14 protein-coding genes are annotated in these 13,787 nt (G+C 67.5%); 5 read left to right on the top strand and 9 right to left on the bottom strand.

Going from position 1 to position 13,787, the window contains the following annotated elements; all coding sequences use genetic code 11:
- Positions 1-110: 110 nt before the first annotated feature.
- The 4 genes from ACIGJB_RS23910 to ACIGJB_RS23895 form a co-directional block, all read right to left on the bottom strand.
- Positions 111-287: a glycine zipper 2TM domain-containing protein gene (locus ACIGJB_RS23910; RefSeq protein WP_211946512.1), complete on the bottom strand. Its 177-nt coding sequence runs from the start codon at positions 285-287 to the stop codon at positions 111-113.
- Positions 288-432: 145 nt separating this feature from the next.
- Complete coding sequence (locus ACIGJB_RS23905) at positions 433-1,308, bottom strand: NAD(P)-dependent oxidoreductase (protein WP_483732469.1); 876 nt, start codon at positions 1,306-1,308, stop codon at positions 433-435.
- Between the two features lie 228 nt (positions 1,309-1,536).
- Positions 1,537-1,659, bottom strand: coding sequence for a hypothetical protein (locus ACIGJB_RS23900; RefSeq protein ID WP_483732468.1), 123 nt, complete (start codon positions 1,657-1,659; stop codon positions 1,537-1,539).
- Between the two features lie 193 nt (positions 1,660-1,852).
- A complete protein-coding gene (locus ACIGJB_RS23895; RefSeq protein WP_483732467.1) occupies positions 1,853-2,872 on the bottom strand; it encodes a tripartite tricarboxylate transporter substrate binding protein in 1,020 nt (339 codons plus the stop codon).
- A gap of 257 nt (positions 2,873-3,129) precedes the next feature.
- Between ACIGJB_RS23895 and ACIGJB_RS23890 the strand changes: the two genes are divergently transcribed.
- Positions 3,130-4,893 carry an IlvD/Edd family dehydratase gene (locus ACIGJB_RS23890; RefSeq protein ID WP_483732466.1) on the top strand — a complete coding sequence of 588 codons (1,764 nt, stop codon included), beginning with the start codon at positions 3,130-3,132 and terminating at the stop codon, positions 4,891-4,893.
- Positions 4,894-4,896: 3 nt separating this feature from the next.
- Positions 4,897-5,577 (top strand): GntR family transcriptional regulator, encoded by a 681-nt coding sequence (locus ACIGJB_RS23885; RefSeq protein ID WP_483732465.1) that lies wholly within the window; start codon positions 4,897-4,899, stop codon positions 5,575-5,577.
- 12 nt (positions 5,578-5,589) lie between these two features.
- Here the strand turns inward: ACIGJB_RS23885 and ACIGJB_RS23880 are convergent, their stop codons facing one another.
- Positions 5,590-6,555, bottom strand: a complete 966-nt coding sequence (locus ACIGJB_RS23880) for a GlxA family transcriptional regulator (protein WP_483732464.1) — start codon at positions 6,553-6,555, stop codon at positions 5,590-5,592.
- A gap of 208 nt (positions 6,556-6,763) precedes the next feature.
- Between ACIGJB_RS23880 and ACIGJB_RS23875 the strand changes: the two genes are divergently transcribed.
- Positions 6,764-7,996 (top strand): MFS transporter, encoded by a 1,233-nt coding sequence (locus tag ACIGJB_RS23875; RefSeq protein WP_483732463.1) that lies wholly within the window; start codon positions 6,764-6,766, stop codon positions 7,994-7,996.
- 23 nt (positions 7,997-8,019) lie between these two features.
- A complete protein-coding gene (locus tag ACIGJB_RS23870) occupies positions 8,020-8,223 on the top strand; it encodes a hypothetical protein (protein ID WP_483732462.1) in 204 nt (67 codons plus the stop codon).
- A 61-nt stretch (positions 8,224-8,284) separates the two neighbouring features.
- On the opposite strand, the gene ACIGJB_RS23865 is transcribed toward ACIGJB_RS23870, so the two are convergent.
- The 4 genes from ACIGJB_RS23865 to ACIGJB_RS23850 all read right to left on the bottom strand — a co-directional run bounded on the left by ACIGJB_RS23865 (position 8,285) and on the right by ACIGJB_RS23850 (position 12,708).
- Positions 8,285-9,460 (bottom strand): L-rhamnonate dehydratase, encoded by a 1,176-nt coding sequence (locus ACIGJB_RS23865; protein ID WP_483732461.1) that lies wholly within the window; start codon positions 9,458-9,460, stop codon positions 8,285-8,287.
- A 193-nt stretch (positions 9,461-9,653) separates the two neighbouring features.
- Positions 9,654-10,676, bottom strand: coding sequence for a 4-hydroxythreonine-4-phosphate dehydrogenase PdxA (locus ACIGJB_RS23860; RefSeq protein WP_483732460.1), 1,023 nt, complete (start codon positions 10,674-10,676; stop codon positions 9,654-9,656).
- 22 nt (positions 10,677-10,698) lie between these two features.
- A complete protein-coding gene (locus ACIGJB_RS23855; protein ID WP_483732459.1) occupies positions 10,699-11,664 on the bottom strand; it encodes a Bug family tripartite tricarboxylate transporter substrate binding protein in 966 nt (321 codons plus the stop codon).
- 93 nt (positions 11,665-11,757) lie between these two features.
- Complete coding sequence (locus tag ACIGJB_RS23850; RefSeq protein WP_483732458.1) at positions 11,758-12,708, bottom strand: LysR family transcriptional regulator; 951 nt, start codon at positions 12,706-12,708, stop codon at positions 11,758-11,760.
- A 143-nt stretch (positions 12,709-12,851) separates the two neighbouring features.
- Between ACIGJB_RS23850 and ACIGJB_RS23845 the strand changes: the two genes are divergently transcribed.
- Positions 12,852-13,784, top strand: a complete 933-nt coding sequence (locus tag ACIGJB_RS23845) for a dihydrodipicolinate synthase family protein (RefSeq protein WP_483732457.1) — start codon at positions 12,852-12,854, stop codon at positions 13,782-13,784.
- Positions 13,785-13,787 lie beyond the last annotated feature (3 nt).

Below are 13,787 nucleotides of genomic sequence, written 5' to 3'. Positions count from 1 at the left end.
GCAAAAGCGCTGAAGCCGGCCTTGTCACGGTGCCCCGGCACCAATGCAAACGCCCGCTGCGCGAGCAGCGGGCGTTGGGGCGAGGGCTTGGCTGGCGTCCGGTCCAGGGCTTACTTGCCCAGTTCGTGGCCCACCACGCCGCCCACCACGGCACCACCCACGGTGCCGGCGGTGCTGCCGTGCGTCAGTTCATGCCCCGCCACGCCGCCGGCGACCGCACCCGTCGCGGTACAGCCGGCCAGGCCCATGCCAGCGCTGATCACCAGCGCGATTGCAAGTTTCCACATGGTCATCTCCTGTACCGTGCACAGGTGACCCCAGCCACCCGTGCTCCTGACTACAGCTTAGGCAGGACGATCCATCGGGCCTTTCAGGCGCTTGCCGATTGCGGTGTAGGAATTATCGGACGGCCGCGGGTGCCGTCCGCATCGCTCATTCCGCGGAGAAGCGGCGCAGCCGCTTGATCAGCGACGAGGTGTCCGAGCGTCCGCAGCCCATTTGCTGCAGGTCGGCATAGAACTGGTCGACCATTGCGGTGACGGGCAGGCTGGCGCCGTTGCGGCGCGCCTCGTCGAGGCAAAGGCCCAGGTCCTTGCGCATCCAGTCCACGGCGAAGCCGAAGTCGAACTTGTTATCGATCATCGTCGGGCCGCGGTTCTCGAGCTGCCAGGAACCGGCCGCGCCCTTGCTGATGACGTCGAGCACCAGCCGCATGTCGAGGCCGGCGCGCTCGCCGAATGCAATCGCTTCGGACAGGCCCTGGATCAGCCCGGCGATGCTGATCTGGTTGACCATCTTGGCGAGCTGGCCGGCCCCTGCGTCACCGACGCGCGTCACGGCACGCGCATACGCGCCGATCACCGGCTCGGCGCGCGCATAGGCCTCGGCGTCGCCGCCGCACATGATGGTCAGGATGCCTTTCTCCGCGCCGACTTCGCCGCCCGATACGGGGCCGTCGACAAAGTGCAGGCCGCGCTCTCGCGCCGCCGCGTAGAGCTCGCGCGCCACATTGGCGCTGGCAGTGGTGTGGTCGACGAAAATGCAGCCAGTGGGCGCAGTGAAGAAGGCGCCGTCGGGGCCGATCAGCACCGAGCGCAGGTCGTCGTCGTTGCCGACGCACGAGCACACCACGTCCGCCTGCCTGACGGCCAGCGCCGGTGTTTCCGCCGCGTTGCCGCCAAATTGTGCGACCCAGGCCTGCGCCTTGGCGGCGGTGCGGTTATACACGGTGACTTCATGGCCCTTGGCGGCAAGATGGCCGGCCATATGGAAACCCATGACGCCAAGCCCGAGGAATGCGACGCGCATGCTGCGACTCCGTAACTGATTGGATATTGTTGGATATTCGGTGATGCGCGGGCGGCTCCGGCAACTCCGGCAGCTCCTGTAGCAGGCACCACATGGAGACGCGCCGCGCGGGGAGGCATGGCCTCTGGCGCAGAGTATACGGCTGCCGCAGCGATTGTTGCCGGTCATTGCCGGTCATTGCCGGTCGCTGCCGATTGTTGGCGGTCCCTTGCAGAGGCGAATACCGCGCTATCCCTGGCCCAGGATTGCCTTCCTGACCAGTTCCGACTGCCGGTTGCAGTGCATTTTCGTCATCAGCATGGCGATCTGCTTGCGCACGGTATTGGCGCGTGCCGGGCGGTTTCCTGTCATGGTGGGCGAAATTCGGCCAATGCCAATGCCCCAAACGGGGGGATGGCGATTCTGGCTTGCCATACCGCTCCGGATCTGTGCGGCCACATCGTCTCGGCCAGGGAGTACGCGACGTGGGCGGACAGTCGCGCCGGAAGCCGTGGCCCGAACGGGTACCCCGCCCAGGCCATTTCCGTTTCCGGCCAGCGCCTGCTTAATCCGGCTTTACACCCGCATCACGAATCACCGTATTCCACTTCGCCATTTCCGCCTTGATGCGCACACCGGTCTGCGCCGGATTGGTCCACGTGGCAATGGCGCCTTGCTTGAGCAGCGCATCCTTGACCTCCGGTTCCGCCAGGATCTTCTTCAGGTCGGCGCTCAGGCGATCGATCACGGGCGCCGGCGTGCCGGCCGGCGCGACGATGCCGAACATGGAACTCACCTCAAAGTCGTTCAGGCCCGCTTCGGCGGCGGTAGGCACGTCGGGCAGGGCGCTCACGCGCTGGGCCGAGGTCACCGCGAGCGCGCGGATCTTGCCACCCTTCACATAGGCCTGCGCGGCGGGCACCGTTTCCACCATGCTCAGTACCTGGCCACCGATCAGGTCGGTCATCGCGGGGCCGCTGCCCTTGTATGGCACGTGCAGCATGTCCACGCCGGCCATGCGCTTGAACATCTCGCCGGCCAGGTGCTGCGGCGAGCCGTTGCCGGCCGAGCCATAGGTGATGGTGCCCGGCTTCGACTTGGCCAGGGACACCAGTTGCGGCAGCGTGGTGGCGTTGACGGACGGATTGACCACGAACACCAGCGGCACGGTGCCGACGATGGCCACCGGCGCAAAGCTTTTCTCGATGTCGTAGGGCACGCGGCTCTTGTACAGCGCGGCGTTGATCGCATGGCTGGTCAGCGCACCCATCAGCAGCGTGTAGCCATCGGGCGCCGACTTGGCGACCAGGTCCGCGCCGATATTGCCGGCGGCCCCGGCGCGGTTGTCCACCACGACTTGCTGGCCAAGCGTGGCCGACAGGCGCTGGGCCAGCGTGCGGCCGATCACGTCGGTTGCGCCTCCGGGCGGGTAGGGCACCACGAGGCGCACCGGCTTGTTGGGGTAGTCGCCGGCAGCGGCCAGCGACGGGGCCAGCAGCAGGCTGGCGCACGCCAGCGACGACAGCAGCAGCGCGCGGCGCGGCGCGCGAACGCCCCGGCCGGGCATGGGGGAAATGCCGGACATGTGAGTCTCCTGTGCCGGGATCTTGTGGGAATCGGGGGGAAGCCGCGGCGACTCCTGGTGCCGCATCGCTGATGATGCCCGGCTCGTCATCGTGGCCAAGTGTAGGGTGGACCTCTTGATTGATGAATCAGAATTTTTCTATCGACTGATCTGAAAATTGGATTAGTCAACCTGGGCGCGCAACCCACTTGCAGCGTGGGCGCCAGGCCAGCTAAGCTTCGCGTCTCGATTATCAATAATTTTATTGGAGACGCAGGATGCCTTCCTCCCGAGATCCGAAGCAGTCGCCCGACACGCCCGCAAGCACCCACGGCTTGGCCAAGGGCCTGACCAATTACGGCGACACGGGCTTCTCGCTGTTCCTGCGCAAGGCGTTCATCAAGGGCGCGGGCTTCACCGATGACGCGCTGTCGCGGCCGGTCATCGGGATCGTCAATACCGGCAGCAGCTACAACCCGTGCCACGGCAACGCGCCGCAACTGGTGGAGGCGGTCAAGCGCGGGGTGATGCTGGCGGGCGGCCTGCCAGTGGACTTCCCGACGATCTCGGTGCACGAGAGCTTCTCCGCGCCGACCAGCATGTACCTGCGCAACCTGATGTCGATGGATACCGAGGAGATGATCCGCGCGCAGCCCATGGACGCGGTGGTGCTGATCGGCGGCTGCGACAAGACCGTGCCGGCCCAGCTGATGGGCGCGGCGTCGGCAGGCGTGCCCGCCATCCAGCTGGTGACCGGGTCGATGCTGACCGGCGCGCACCGCGGCGAACGGGTCGGCGCCTGCACCGACTGCCGCCGCTACTGGGGCCGCTACCGTGCCGACGAGATCGATAGCACCGAGATCGCCGACGTCAACAACCAGTTGGTGGCCAGCGTAGGAACCTGTTCAGTGATGGGCACGGCCAGCACCATGGCCTGCGTGGCCGAAGCGCTCGGCATGATGGTGAGCGGCGGCGCGTCGGCGCCCGCGGTGACGGCAGACCGCGTGCGCGTGGCCGAGCGCACCGGCACCACGGCGGTCGCCATGGCCGCCGCGCGCCTGACGCCGGACCGCATCCTGACCGGCAAGGCCTTCGAGAACGCGCTGCGCGTGCTGCTGGCCATTGGCGGGTCGACCAACGGCATCGTCCACCTGACGGCGATCGCCGGGCGCCTGGGCATCGATATTGACCTGGCGGGGCTGGATCGCATGAGCCGCGAGACCCCGGTGCTGGTGGACCTGAAGCCGTCGGGCCAGCACTACATGGAGGACTTCCACAAGGCCGGCGGCATGCTCGCGCTGCTGCGCGAGCTGCGTCCGCTGCTGCATCTGGACACGCTGACCGTCTCCGGCCGCACGCTTGGCGAAGAACTGGATGCAGCACCGCCCCCATTCACGCAGGATGTGATCCGCACCGCGGCCAGCCCGATCTATCCGGCCGGCGGCCTGGCGGTGCTGCGCGGCAACCTGGCGCCGGGCGGCGCCATCATCAAGCAGTCGGCCGCCAACCCGGCGCTGATGGAGCATGAAGGGCGCGCCGTGGTGTTCGAGAACGCCGAGGACATGGCGCAGCGCATCGACGACGACGCGCTGGACGTCAAGTCCGACGATATCCTCGTGCTCAAGCGCATCGGTCCGACCGGCGCGCCGGGCATGCCGGAAGCCGGCTACATGCCAATCCCGAAGAAGCTTGCCCGGGCCGGCGTGAAGGACATGGTGCGCGTGTCGGACGGGCGCATGAGCGGCACGGCGGCCGGCACCATCGTGCTGCACGTCACGCCGGAAGCCGCCATCGGCGGCCCGCTGGCGCTGGTGCGCAGCGGTGACCGCATCCGCCTGTCGGTGGCGAACCGCGAGATTGCGCTGCTCGTCGACGACGCCGAGCTGGGCCGCCGCGCGGCGGAGCAGCCGGTGGAGCGCCCGCGCGCCGAACGCGGCTATCGCAAGCTGTTCCTGGAGACCGTGACGCAGGCCGACCAGGGCGTGGACTTCGACTTCCTGCGTGCCACGCAGACCGTCGATATCGTGCCGAAGCAGGGCTGAGCCATGGGCGCCACCACCACGGCGGTCACCGATATTGACGGCGGCGATGCGATGCAGCAAGTCGTCGAGACGCTCGAGGAAGACATCGTCTTCGGCCGCCTGCACCCGCGCGAGCGCCTGACCGAAGATGCGCTGATGGCGCGCTTCGGCCTGAAGCGCCACGTGGTCCGGCAGGCGCTGTCCGAGCTGGAGCTGATGGGCGTGGTGGAGCGGCGGCGCAATGCCGGCGCGTTGGTGCGCGCCTTCGATACGCACGAAGTGGTGGAACTCTACGCCCTGCGCGAGGTGCTGGAGTGCCATGCGGCGGGGCTGATCGCCATGCCGGTGCCGCCGCAGCGCCTGCAGGCGCTGATCGACGTGCAGCAGCGCCACGATGCCGCCGTGGCGGCCGACGATGCGCGCGCCGTCTTCCGCATCAACCAGCAGTTCCACCGCGAACTGTTCGCGCTGTCGGTCAACGGCGTGCTGCAGCAGGCCATCGGCGAATACGCGCGGCGCACCCACCCGATCCGCTTCGGCTCGCTGGCCGCAGCCGCTTACCGCGAACGCGCCCGGCAGGAGCACTGGGCCATGATCGAAGCGCTGCGCGAAGGGCGGCGCGACGACCTGGTGGCGCTATGCCGGCGGCACTTGCTGCCGTCGAGGGATGCCTACCTGGCAGCAGAAAAGGCGCGCGGGCGGTAAGCCGGCATTGCACTAGCCCCGGTGAGCGTGCCGGTATTCCCCGGGCGTCATCGGCTGGACCTTGTTCCAGCAGGAACGGAAGGCCTGCACGCTCGCAAAGCCGCATTGGCCGGCGATGTCCTCGACCGGCAGCGAAGATGCCGCCAGCAGCCTGCGGGCCTTGTCCATGCGCAACGCAAGCTGGTACTGCTTGGGCGTCAGCCCTGTTTCCCGTGCGAACACACGCGACAGGTGCCTGACGCTGGTGGCGAAGGTCCCGGCGAAAGACGGATCGGACACGCTGACGGACAAGTCCGTGGAGATGGCATCCTGCACTGCATGAACCAGCGCATTGCCGTGCGAGCGGGAGCGGAATTTCGAATCCAGCTCCGGGTCGCCGCCGAAGCGCCGGAACGGCACCACGTTCTCGCGCGCCACGCGAATGGCGGCGTCATCGCCAAAGGCATCGGCCACGAGCTGCAACGCCATGTCGATGCCCGACGCCACGCCCGCCGAGGTCCAGATATTGCCGTCGCTGACGAAGACGCGGTTGTCCAGTACGGTGGCGCGCGGATGCTTGGCGCGCAAGCGGCTCACATGGGCGTAGTGCGTGGTGCACAGGCGACCGTCGAGCAAGCCGGCATCGCCGAGCAGGTAGGCGCCCGTGCACACCGCGGCGATGGTCGAGGTTTGCTTTGCACGCGCCGCCACGCCGCGCAGCCATTCCGAGGTATCGCGCCAGCCCTGGGAACGGATCAGCGTATTGGTCATCTTGCTGCCGATGGCCAGCACGAGGTCATCCGCCAGCAGCCGTGCCGGCAGCGGCGCGACCCGGCTCAGTTCTATGCCCTGGAATGCCTGCACGCTGGAATGCGGCCCGACGCAGCGCACGCCGAGCGGCCCGATGCCGAGTTCGGCAACCGTCGACAGGATCTGCAGCGGCCCGGCCAGATCCAGCATGTGGATGCCGGGCAGCATCAGGAAATATGCGGTTGCCATGGGCCTGAGCTTCGTGATGCCTTGTGGAATTGGATGGAGAAACAGAAGTTTGCCATGTCGTCGCAATGGTGGCTAATTTTTCCGGACGTCCGCGAATACCAAGCATGGCCGAAAACTTGCCATATACGTCGGGTCGTTTGCTGGAAGGCGATTTGCGCGGCGCATAGGATTGCAGTGCCCCTCAACGTTTGCGACAGGATTCACCGACATGAACAGCCACCCGATATCCCGCCCTGTCACGCTGCTGCTGGTCGCCACCGGCTTTGCGGTGATGTTCGCGTCGACCGCCGTCAAAGGCGTCTATCAGGTCTACTTCGTGGAACTTGCCACGCACTTCGGCCAGGGGCGCGCGCAGTTCGCGTGGTCGGGCGGATTGTTCATGCTGGCCACCGGCCTGATGTCGCCCGTGGTGGGTGCGCTGAGCGACCGCGTCGGGCCGCTGCGTACCGCGGCGATCGGTGCGTTGGCGGCAGGCATTGCGTATGCCGGCGCGGCCTGGTGGCACCAGTCGCTGGTCTGGTTCAGCCTTGCGTTCGGCATCGCCGGCGCGTTCGGGCTGGCCGCAATGACTTTCGTGCCGATGGGCGTGCTGGTCGACCGCCTGTTCGAGGCGCGCCGGAAAGGGCTGGCCTATGCCGTGGTGACAAACGGCACGGCAATCGGCTTTATCGTGCTGTCGCCATTCTGGATCTGGCTGCAGCCGCAGGCGGCGTGGACGACGGTGTTCTGCGCCGTTGGCCTGGTCTTCGCCGTGCCGGTGGCCGCCACGCTGTGGTGGCTGTCGCGCTGGGAGCCGTCCGCGCCTGCGACGGCCAGCACGCAGGCGCAGGCCTCGGCCTGGGCCATTGTGCGGCGTGATCCGGTGTTCTACGTGCTGGCAGCGGGGTTTTTCGGCTGCGGCGCGACCATGGCCTTTATCGACGTGCACCTGCTGGCGCACTGGCAGGATCTTGGCGTGCCGCGCCTGGAAATGGGCTACGCGCTGAGCGCGCTCGGGGTGCTGGAGTTGGCCAGCGGCATCGCCTCCGGGGCGCTCGCGCTGCGCTTGGACAAGCACCGGCTGCTGGCCGGCTTCTACGCCATGCGCTGCGCGGCAATGCTGTTGCTGCTGGTGCCGCAGGCCGGCGTGCTGCCGTTTGCGCTGCTGTTCGGCAGCAGCTACCTGGGCACGGTCATCCTGACGTCGATGTTCTGCTTCGAGCGCTACGGCAGCCAGGTCAAGGGCAGGGTGTTCGGGCTGCTATTCCTGATCCACCAGGCCGGCGCGTTCCTGTCGGTTCAACTGGGTGCGCGCTCGTTCGAAGCGACCGGCAGCTACGTGCAGACGATCGTCGCGCTCGGCGTGGTGACCGGCTTTGCGGCCGCGTGCGCGTGGCTGGGTTTGCGTGGCGTTGCCAGCGTGCCGCCGGCCCTGCACGTCGCCGCAAGCGCCCGGCGCTGAGCACGGGGGGCGGAGATTCAGCAATGTCCGCGATCCGATTCCTGTTCGTCGTTGCCTGCCTGCTTCCGCTCATGCTGGCGGCCCTGCAGACGGGCAGCCGCACGGGCATGGTGGCGGCATGGTCCGGCATCGCCTTGCTGGCCGCGCTGCTTGGCCTGGTGGACGTGTCGGCCTACGTGCAGGCCCGCGTCGACGGGGTGCTCTTCGCGACGGCCTGTGGCGGATGACGGTGACCGACGCGCGGCATTCCAGCGGGGGCGGCGCGACCGCCCCGTCCAGGCACGGGGTTCAGCCGATGATGTCGAAGTCGCCGAAATGCTCGTCGTTCAGGGTCAGGCCCAGGCCGGGCAGGTTGTCGTCCAGCTGCAGGTAGCCGTTGTCCGGTGCCGGGTCGCCCTTGAAGATGTAGTAGAACAGTTCGTTGCCGACTTCCACGTCATGCACCGGGAAGTACTCCGACATGGGCGAAGCGGTGGAGGCCATGGTCAGGTGGTAGTTGTGCATCTGGCCGGCATGCGGGATCACCGGTACCGACCAGGCCTCGGCCATGGCGTTGATCTTCTGTGCCGCGGTGATGCCGCCCACGCGGTTGGTGTCGTACTGGATCACGTCGACCGCGCGGCGCTCGAGCAGGTCCTTGAAGCCGTACGAGGTGAACTCGTGCTCGCCGCCGGAGATCGGGAAGGGGCTCAGCTTCTTCAGTTCGGCATAGCCCTCGATATCGTCGGCGATGACCGGCTCCTCCAGCCAGCGCGGGTTGAACTCGGCCAGGCGCGGCACCATGCGGCGCGCGTATTCCAGCGTCCAGCCCATGTAGCACTCCAGCATGATGTCGACGCCGTCGCCCACCAGTTCGCGCAGCAGGCGCACCTGCTCCAGGTTCTTCTGCATGCCGGCGGGGCCGTCCTTGGGGCCGTAGCCGAAGCGCATCTTCATCGCGGTGAAGCCCTGGTCCAGATAGCGCTGGGCTTCGCCCAGGAAGGCGTCGCGATCGTCGTTGTTGTAGAGCTTGGAGGCATAGCACCAGATCTTCTCCTTGGTGCGTCCACCCAGCAGCTTGAACACGGGTTTGCCCACCGCCTTGCCCATCAGGTCCCACAGCGCGATGTCCACTGCCGAGATCGCGGCCATGCCGATGCCCTTGCGGCCCCAGGCATGGGTGCGGCGGTACATCTTCTGCCACAGGTATTCATTGTCGAACGGGTCCTGGCCGATCACGATCGGGGCCAGGTACTGGTCGATAACCTGCTTGGCCACGCGCGGTGCCAGCGCGCAGTTGCCGATGCCGACCAGGCCGCTGTCGGTCTCGACCTCTACCACCAGCCAGCCATGGAAGCGGAACGAGCCCATGGCGTCGCCGCGGTCGAACAGGATGTCCGTGGCGTTGGTGCAGAAGTGGGCCTGCGGGGGCACGGTCTTGCCCTTCCATTCGAATACCCGGGCGCGGACGTTGGTGATCTTCATGATTTGGCTCCTTTTACGGCAGAAATACGGTTGTTGTCAGGCTGGCTTGCCGGCGCCGCGACTGCGCGCGCGAGTGCGCCCTCGGCCGCGGTCTCGGCGGCCGTGTTCAGGTTTGCGTGGTGGCCGCGGGCCGGCGGGCATGCCGGCGCCGCGTTAGCAGGGCGGGTCTAGGCCGGCCTGTCAGGATGCGTGCTCACTGCTGCGCGGCGGCACGTCTTTGCGCACCCATCTGGCAGGCAATCCGGAACGCCTGCAGGATCGCGCCGGGATCGGCCCGGCCTTGCTGGGTGATGTCGAACGCGGTGCCGTGCGCCGGCGTGGTGATCGGCACCGGCAGGCCGCCCTGGACCGTGACGCCGCGCGAGAAGCCCATCAGCTTGATGCCGATCTGGCCCTGGTCGTGGTACATGGTGACAATGGCGTCGAACTGGCGCTGGGCCGGTCCGCCCTGCACCTTGAGGAAGATGGTGTCGGCGGGGAAGGGGCCTTGCGCCGCCACGCCGCGCGCCTCGGCATCGGCCACGGCGGGTGCGATCACGTCGATCTCCTCGCGGCCAAAGGCGCCGTTGTCGCCGTTGTGCGGATTGAGGCCGCATACCGCGATGCGCGGCGCGCCCATGCCGGCATTGCGCAGCGCCTGGTCGATCAGGTCGATCGCAGCGCCCACGCTGTCGCGCGTGATCATGGCCGGCACGTCCTTGAGCGCCACGTGCGAGGTCACGCGCGAGGTCCACAGGCCATCCAGCACATTGAACTCGCAGAAGGCGCCGCGATGGCCGAGCTGTTCGGCAAACCAGTGCAACTCGTCGTTGTAGCCCATGCCGGCGGCATGCAGCGAGCTCTTGTTAAGCGGGCCAAACAGGATGGCGTCGGCCTGGCCGGCCTGGGCGAGTTCCAACGCCAGCGCGAGCGTGCCCAGGCTGTAGCGGCCGCCTTCGGCACTGGCGGCGCCGCGCGGATAGGCCGGCTTGCCTTCCAGCTCCCAGTGGTACAGGCGCGGACCGGCGTCAGTGCCGTCGAAACCGAGGCGGCCGGTCTCGGGCAGCGCGAGGTCGACGCTGGCCAGCCTCAGGGCGTGGCGCCATTCGTCGCGATCGGCAATCAGCAGGATCTGCGCCTGCGCCGCGCTCGGATCGGCCAGCAATCTGGCAACCAGTTCAGGGCCGATGCCGGCGGGATCGCCAAGCACCATGGCGATTCGGGGACGTTGAGTCATGGCGGATGCGGTGGATGCGGGTTCAGTCAAGCTTGACGCCGAGTTCGGCGATCAGCTTGCCGTAGCGGGCATATTCGCTGCGCGAGAACGCATCGAACTGGCTGGCATTGAGCGTGCCGGGCACCGCGCCGACATCATTCAGGCGGCGCACGGTGTCGGGGTCCTTCAGCACGGTGGCGAGCGCCGCGCTGATTTTCTGCAGCGTGGCGGCAGGCGTGCCAGCCGGCGCATAGACGCCATACCAGGCATTCATCTGGATGCCGGGCACGCCGGCTTCGGCCAGCGTCGGCACGTTTGGCAGCAAGGGCGAGCGCTGATCGGCGGTCACGGCCAGCGCGCGCAACTTGCCGGACTTGATATGGCTGATCACCGAAGGCATGGTCTCGAAGCTCATGTCGACCTGGCCGCCCATCAGGTCGACCAGCGCGCTGCTGCTGCTCTTGTACGGCACATGCAGCAGCTGGCCATGGATCTGGTGGGCAAACGCCGCGCCGGCAAGATGCTGGGTGCTGCCGACACCGGAGGAGCTGTAGCGGAATTTGTCGGGGCTGGCCTGGATCTGGGCCACCAGCGCCTTGACGTCGCGAGCCGGCACCTGGTTGTTGACCACCAGCACGTTGGGCACGGAGGACACCAGCGCGACCGGAGCGAGGTCCTTGAGCGGATCGAACTGGAGCTTGAGCAGGTGGGGCGCGATCGCCTGCGAGGTGACCACGCCCATCAGCAGCGTATTGCCGTCCGGCGCCGCCTTGGCGGTGATGTCGGCGGCAATGGTATTGGAGGCGCCGGGCCGGTTGTCGACCACCACGGGCTGCTTGAGGATGGCGGCCAGCTTGTCGGACACGATGCGTGCCATCACGTCGGTGCCGCCGCCCGGTGCCGCCCCGACCATCAGGCGCACGGGCCGGGAATCCTGGGCCTGGACCGCGCCCACGGCGGCGGTCAGGCCGATCAGTCCGGCGCAGGCGCCAGTGATCCATCGTTTCATGCGGGTCTCCATCTTCGTTGTCAGTCTTTGCTGTTTGAACGAACTATACGGAGAGGAGTGCTAATCAACTACTGAGCATTTTTGAATGGGTGATCACCTGTGGGAATACCTCTGCGCATTGCCGGCCGATTTAAGCAGGCCGATCAGTTCCCGTGCCGCCGCCGACAGCGTGCCGCCGCGCCGGGTGACGATGCCGAAGGTCTGGTGGCGCGACTGCAGCCGCACCGGCAGGATGCGCAACATCTTCTGACGGGCAAACAGCTCCGCCACGCTGGTGGGCAGCAGCGACACCAGCCGCTCGCCGCTCTGGAGCAGGGAGACCGTCACGAACGTGGACGAGGTCGAGATCACGTTGGCGGGCAGGCTCAGGCCAGCCAGATCAAATTCGCGCTGCAGCAGTTCGTGCATCGGCATCTGTCCCGGGTAGACGATCCAGCGGTAGCCGGCCAGGTCGGCCAGTGCCAGGACCTTGGCGCGTGGCGCCGGGCGGCCATGGCCCACTACCACCGACACCGGCTCTTCGCCGATGGGCTGGTAGTGGTAGCGGTCGGGCTGCCCGCTCACCAGCGCCCGGCCGAGCACCAGGTCCAGGCGGCCGTCGTCCAGCAGGTCGAGCAGGCGCACGCTGGTGTCCTCGACGAGGTGGAGCGCAACCCTGGGCTGGGCGGCCTGCATGGTTTCAAGCGCCGGCACCAGTACGTCCGGCACCGCGCCCATGATGGTGCCCACCGCAAGCTGGCCGCCCTGGCCGGAACGGATCTCGGCCATGTCCTGGCACAGCGCGCCCAGGTCGGTGGCCATCAGCCGCGCATAGCGGATCACGCAATGGCCGAACGGGTTAGGCCGCATGCCGCTGCGCGAACGTTCGAACAGCGGCGCATCCAGCATGCCTTCCAGCTCCTGCAGCGCCTTGCTGGCCGCCGACTGGGTCATGGCCATGGCCGCGGCGGCCTGGTGCAGGCTCTTGTGTTCGTCCAGCGCGATCAGCAGCTGCAGCTGCTTCATGCGCAGCCGGGACATCAGGACGTCGAGCGTGGTCTTCATGGGGCAGGGCGGGCGTGAAGGACAGCGAAGGTGAGTCGAAAAAGCGATCACATAATGGAAACGATTCAATATACATTGCGGCCGGCCGCGCCGTATATTGGGCCCCTGCCGGCCGTTGCCGGCTCCATCAAGAAGGAGACCACATGAGCACGTCCGCCGCACGGCCCGTCCATCGCGGGGTATTCCCGGTGGTGCCCACCATCTTCGACGCGCACGGCGCGCTGGACCTTGACGGCCAGCGCCGCTGCATCGACTTCATGATCGATGCCGGTTCGCACGGCCTCTGCATCCTGGCCAATTTTTCCGAGCAGTTCGTGCTCGGCGACGACGAGCGCAGCCTGCTGATGAAGACCGTGCTAGAGCATGTGGACGGCCGCGTGCCGGTGATCGTCACCACCACGCACTTCAGCTCGCGCATCTGCGCGGAGCGCAGCCGGGCCGCGCAGGACGCCGGTGCCGCCATGGTGATGGTGATGCCGCCCTATCACGGCGCCACCATCCGCGTGCCCCAGCGCGGCATCTACGAGTTCTTCGGCGCGGTGTCGGACGCCATCGACATTCCTATAATGATCCAGGACGCGCCGGTCAGCGGCACCACGTTGTCGGCGCCGTTCCTGGCACACATGGCCAGGGAGATCGCCAACGTCTCCTATTTCAAGATCGAGGTGCCGCAGGCCGCGGCGAAGCTGCGCGACCTGATCGAGCTGGGTGGCGGCGCCATTGTCGGCCCATGGGACGGCGAAGAGGCCATCACGCTGATGGCCGACCTGGAGGCGGGTGCCACCGGGGCCATGACCGGCGCCGGCTACCCGGACGGCATCCGCCGGATCATGGACGCCTGGCAGGCCGGCGATGCCGAACTGGCGGCGCAGCACTACCAGCAATGGCTGCCGCTGATCAACCATGAGAACCGCCAGGGCTGGCTGGCCACGGCAAAGACGCTGATGCAGGCGGGCGGCGTGATTGCCTCGGACGCGGTGCGGCACCCGTTGCAGCCAATGCATCCCGCCACGCGCGAAGGGCTCCTGCGGATCGCGCGCCGGCTGGATCCGCTGGTGCTGCGCTGGGGGCGCTGAAGG

The organism is Cupriavidus sp. C2SS-8b (assembly GCF_057073745.1).
Note: the sequence above shows the minus strand (reverse complement) of the source record. Positions and strands in the feature narration are given on the sequence as shown.

Excerpts from the sequence above, each read along its gene's own strand:
- ACIGJB_RS23910 (WP_211946512.1), bottom strand. The coding sequence starts at position 287 with ATGTGGAAACTTGCAATCGCGCTGGTGATCAGCGCTGGCATGGGCCTG.
- ACIGJB_RS23905 (WP_483732469.1), bottom strand. The coding sequence starts at position 1,308 with ATGCGCGTCGCATTCCTCGGGCTTGGCGTCATGGGTTTCCATATGGCC.
- ACIGJB_RS23900 (WP_483732468.1), bottom strand. The coding sequence starts at position 1,659 with ATGACAGGAAACCGCCCGGCACGCGCCAATACCGTGCGCAAGCAGATC.
- ACIGJB_RS23895 (WP_483732467.1), bottom strand. The coding sequence starts at position 2,872 with ATGTCCGGCATTTCCCCCATGCCCGGCCGGGGCGTTCGCGCGCCGCGC.
- ACIGJB_RS23890 (WP_483732466.1), top strand. The coding sequence starts at position 3,130 with ATGCCTTCCTCCCGAGATCCGAAGCAGTCGCCCGACACGCCCGCAAGC.
- ACIGJB_RS23885 (WP_483732465.1), top strand. The coding sequence starts at position 4,897 with ATGGGCGCCACCACCACGGCGGTCACCGATATTGACGGCGGCGATGCG.
- ACIGJB_RS23880 (WP_483732464.1), bottom strand. The coding sequence starts at position 6,555 with ATGGCAACCGCATATTTCCTGATGCTGCCCGGCATCCACATGCTGGAT.
- ACIGJB_RS23875 (WP_483732463.1), top strand. The coding sequence starts at position 6,764 with ATGAACAGCCACCCGATATCCCGCCCTGTCACGCTGCTGCTGGTCGCC.
- ACIGJB_RS23870 (WP_483732462.1), top strand. The coding sequence starts at position 8,020 with ATGTCCGCGATCCGATTCCTGTTCGTCGTTGCCTGCCTGCTTCCGCTC.
- ACIGJB_RS23865 (WP_483732461.1), bottom strand. The coding sequence starts at position 9,460 with ATGAAGATCACCAACGTCCGCGCCCGGGTATTCGAATGGAAGGGCAAG.
- ACIGJB_RS23860 (WP_483732460.1), bottom strand. The coding sequence starts at position 10,676 with ATGACTCAACGTCCCCGAATCGCCATGGTGCTTGGCGATCCCGCCGGC.
- ACIGJB_RS23855 (WP_483732459.1), bottom strand. The coding sequence starts at position 11,664 with ATGAAACGATGGATCACTGGCGCCTGCGCCGGACTGATCGGCCTGACC.
- ACIGJB_RS23850 (WP_483732458.1), bottom strand. The coding sequence starts at position 12,708 with ATGAAGACCACGCTCGACGTCCTGATGTCCCGGCTGCGCATGAAGCAG.
- ACIGJB_RS23845 (WP_483732457.1), top strand. The coding sequence starts at position 12,852 with ATGAGCACGTCCGCCGCACGGCCCGTCCATCGCGGGGTATTCCCGGTG.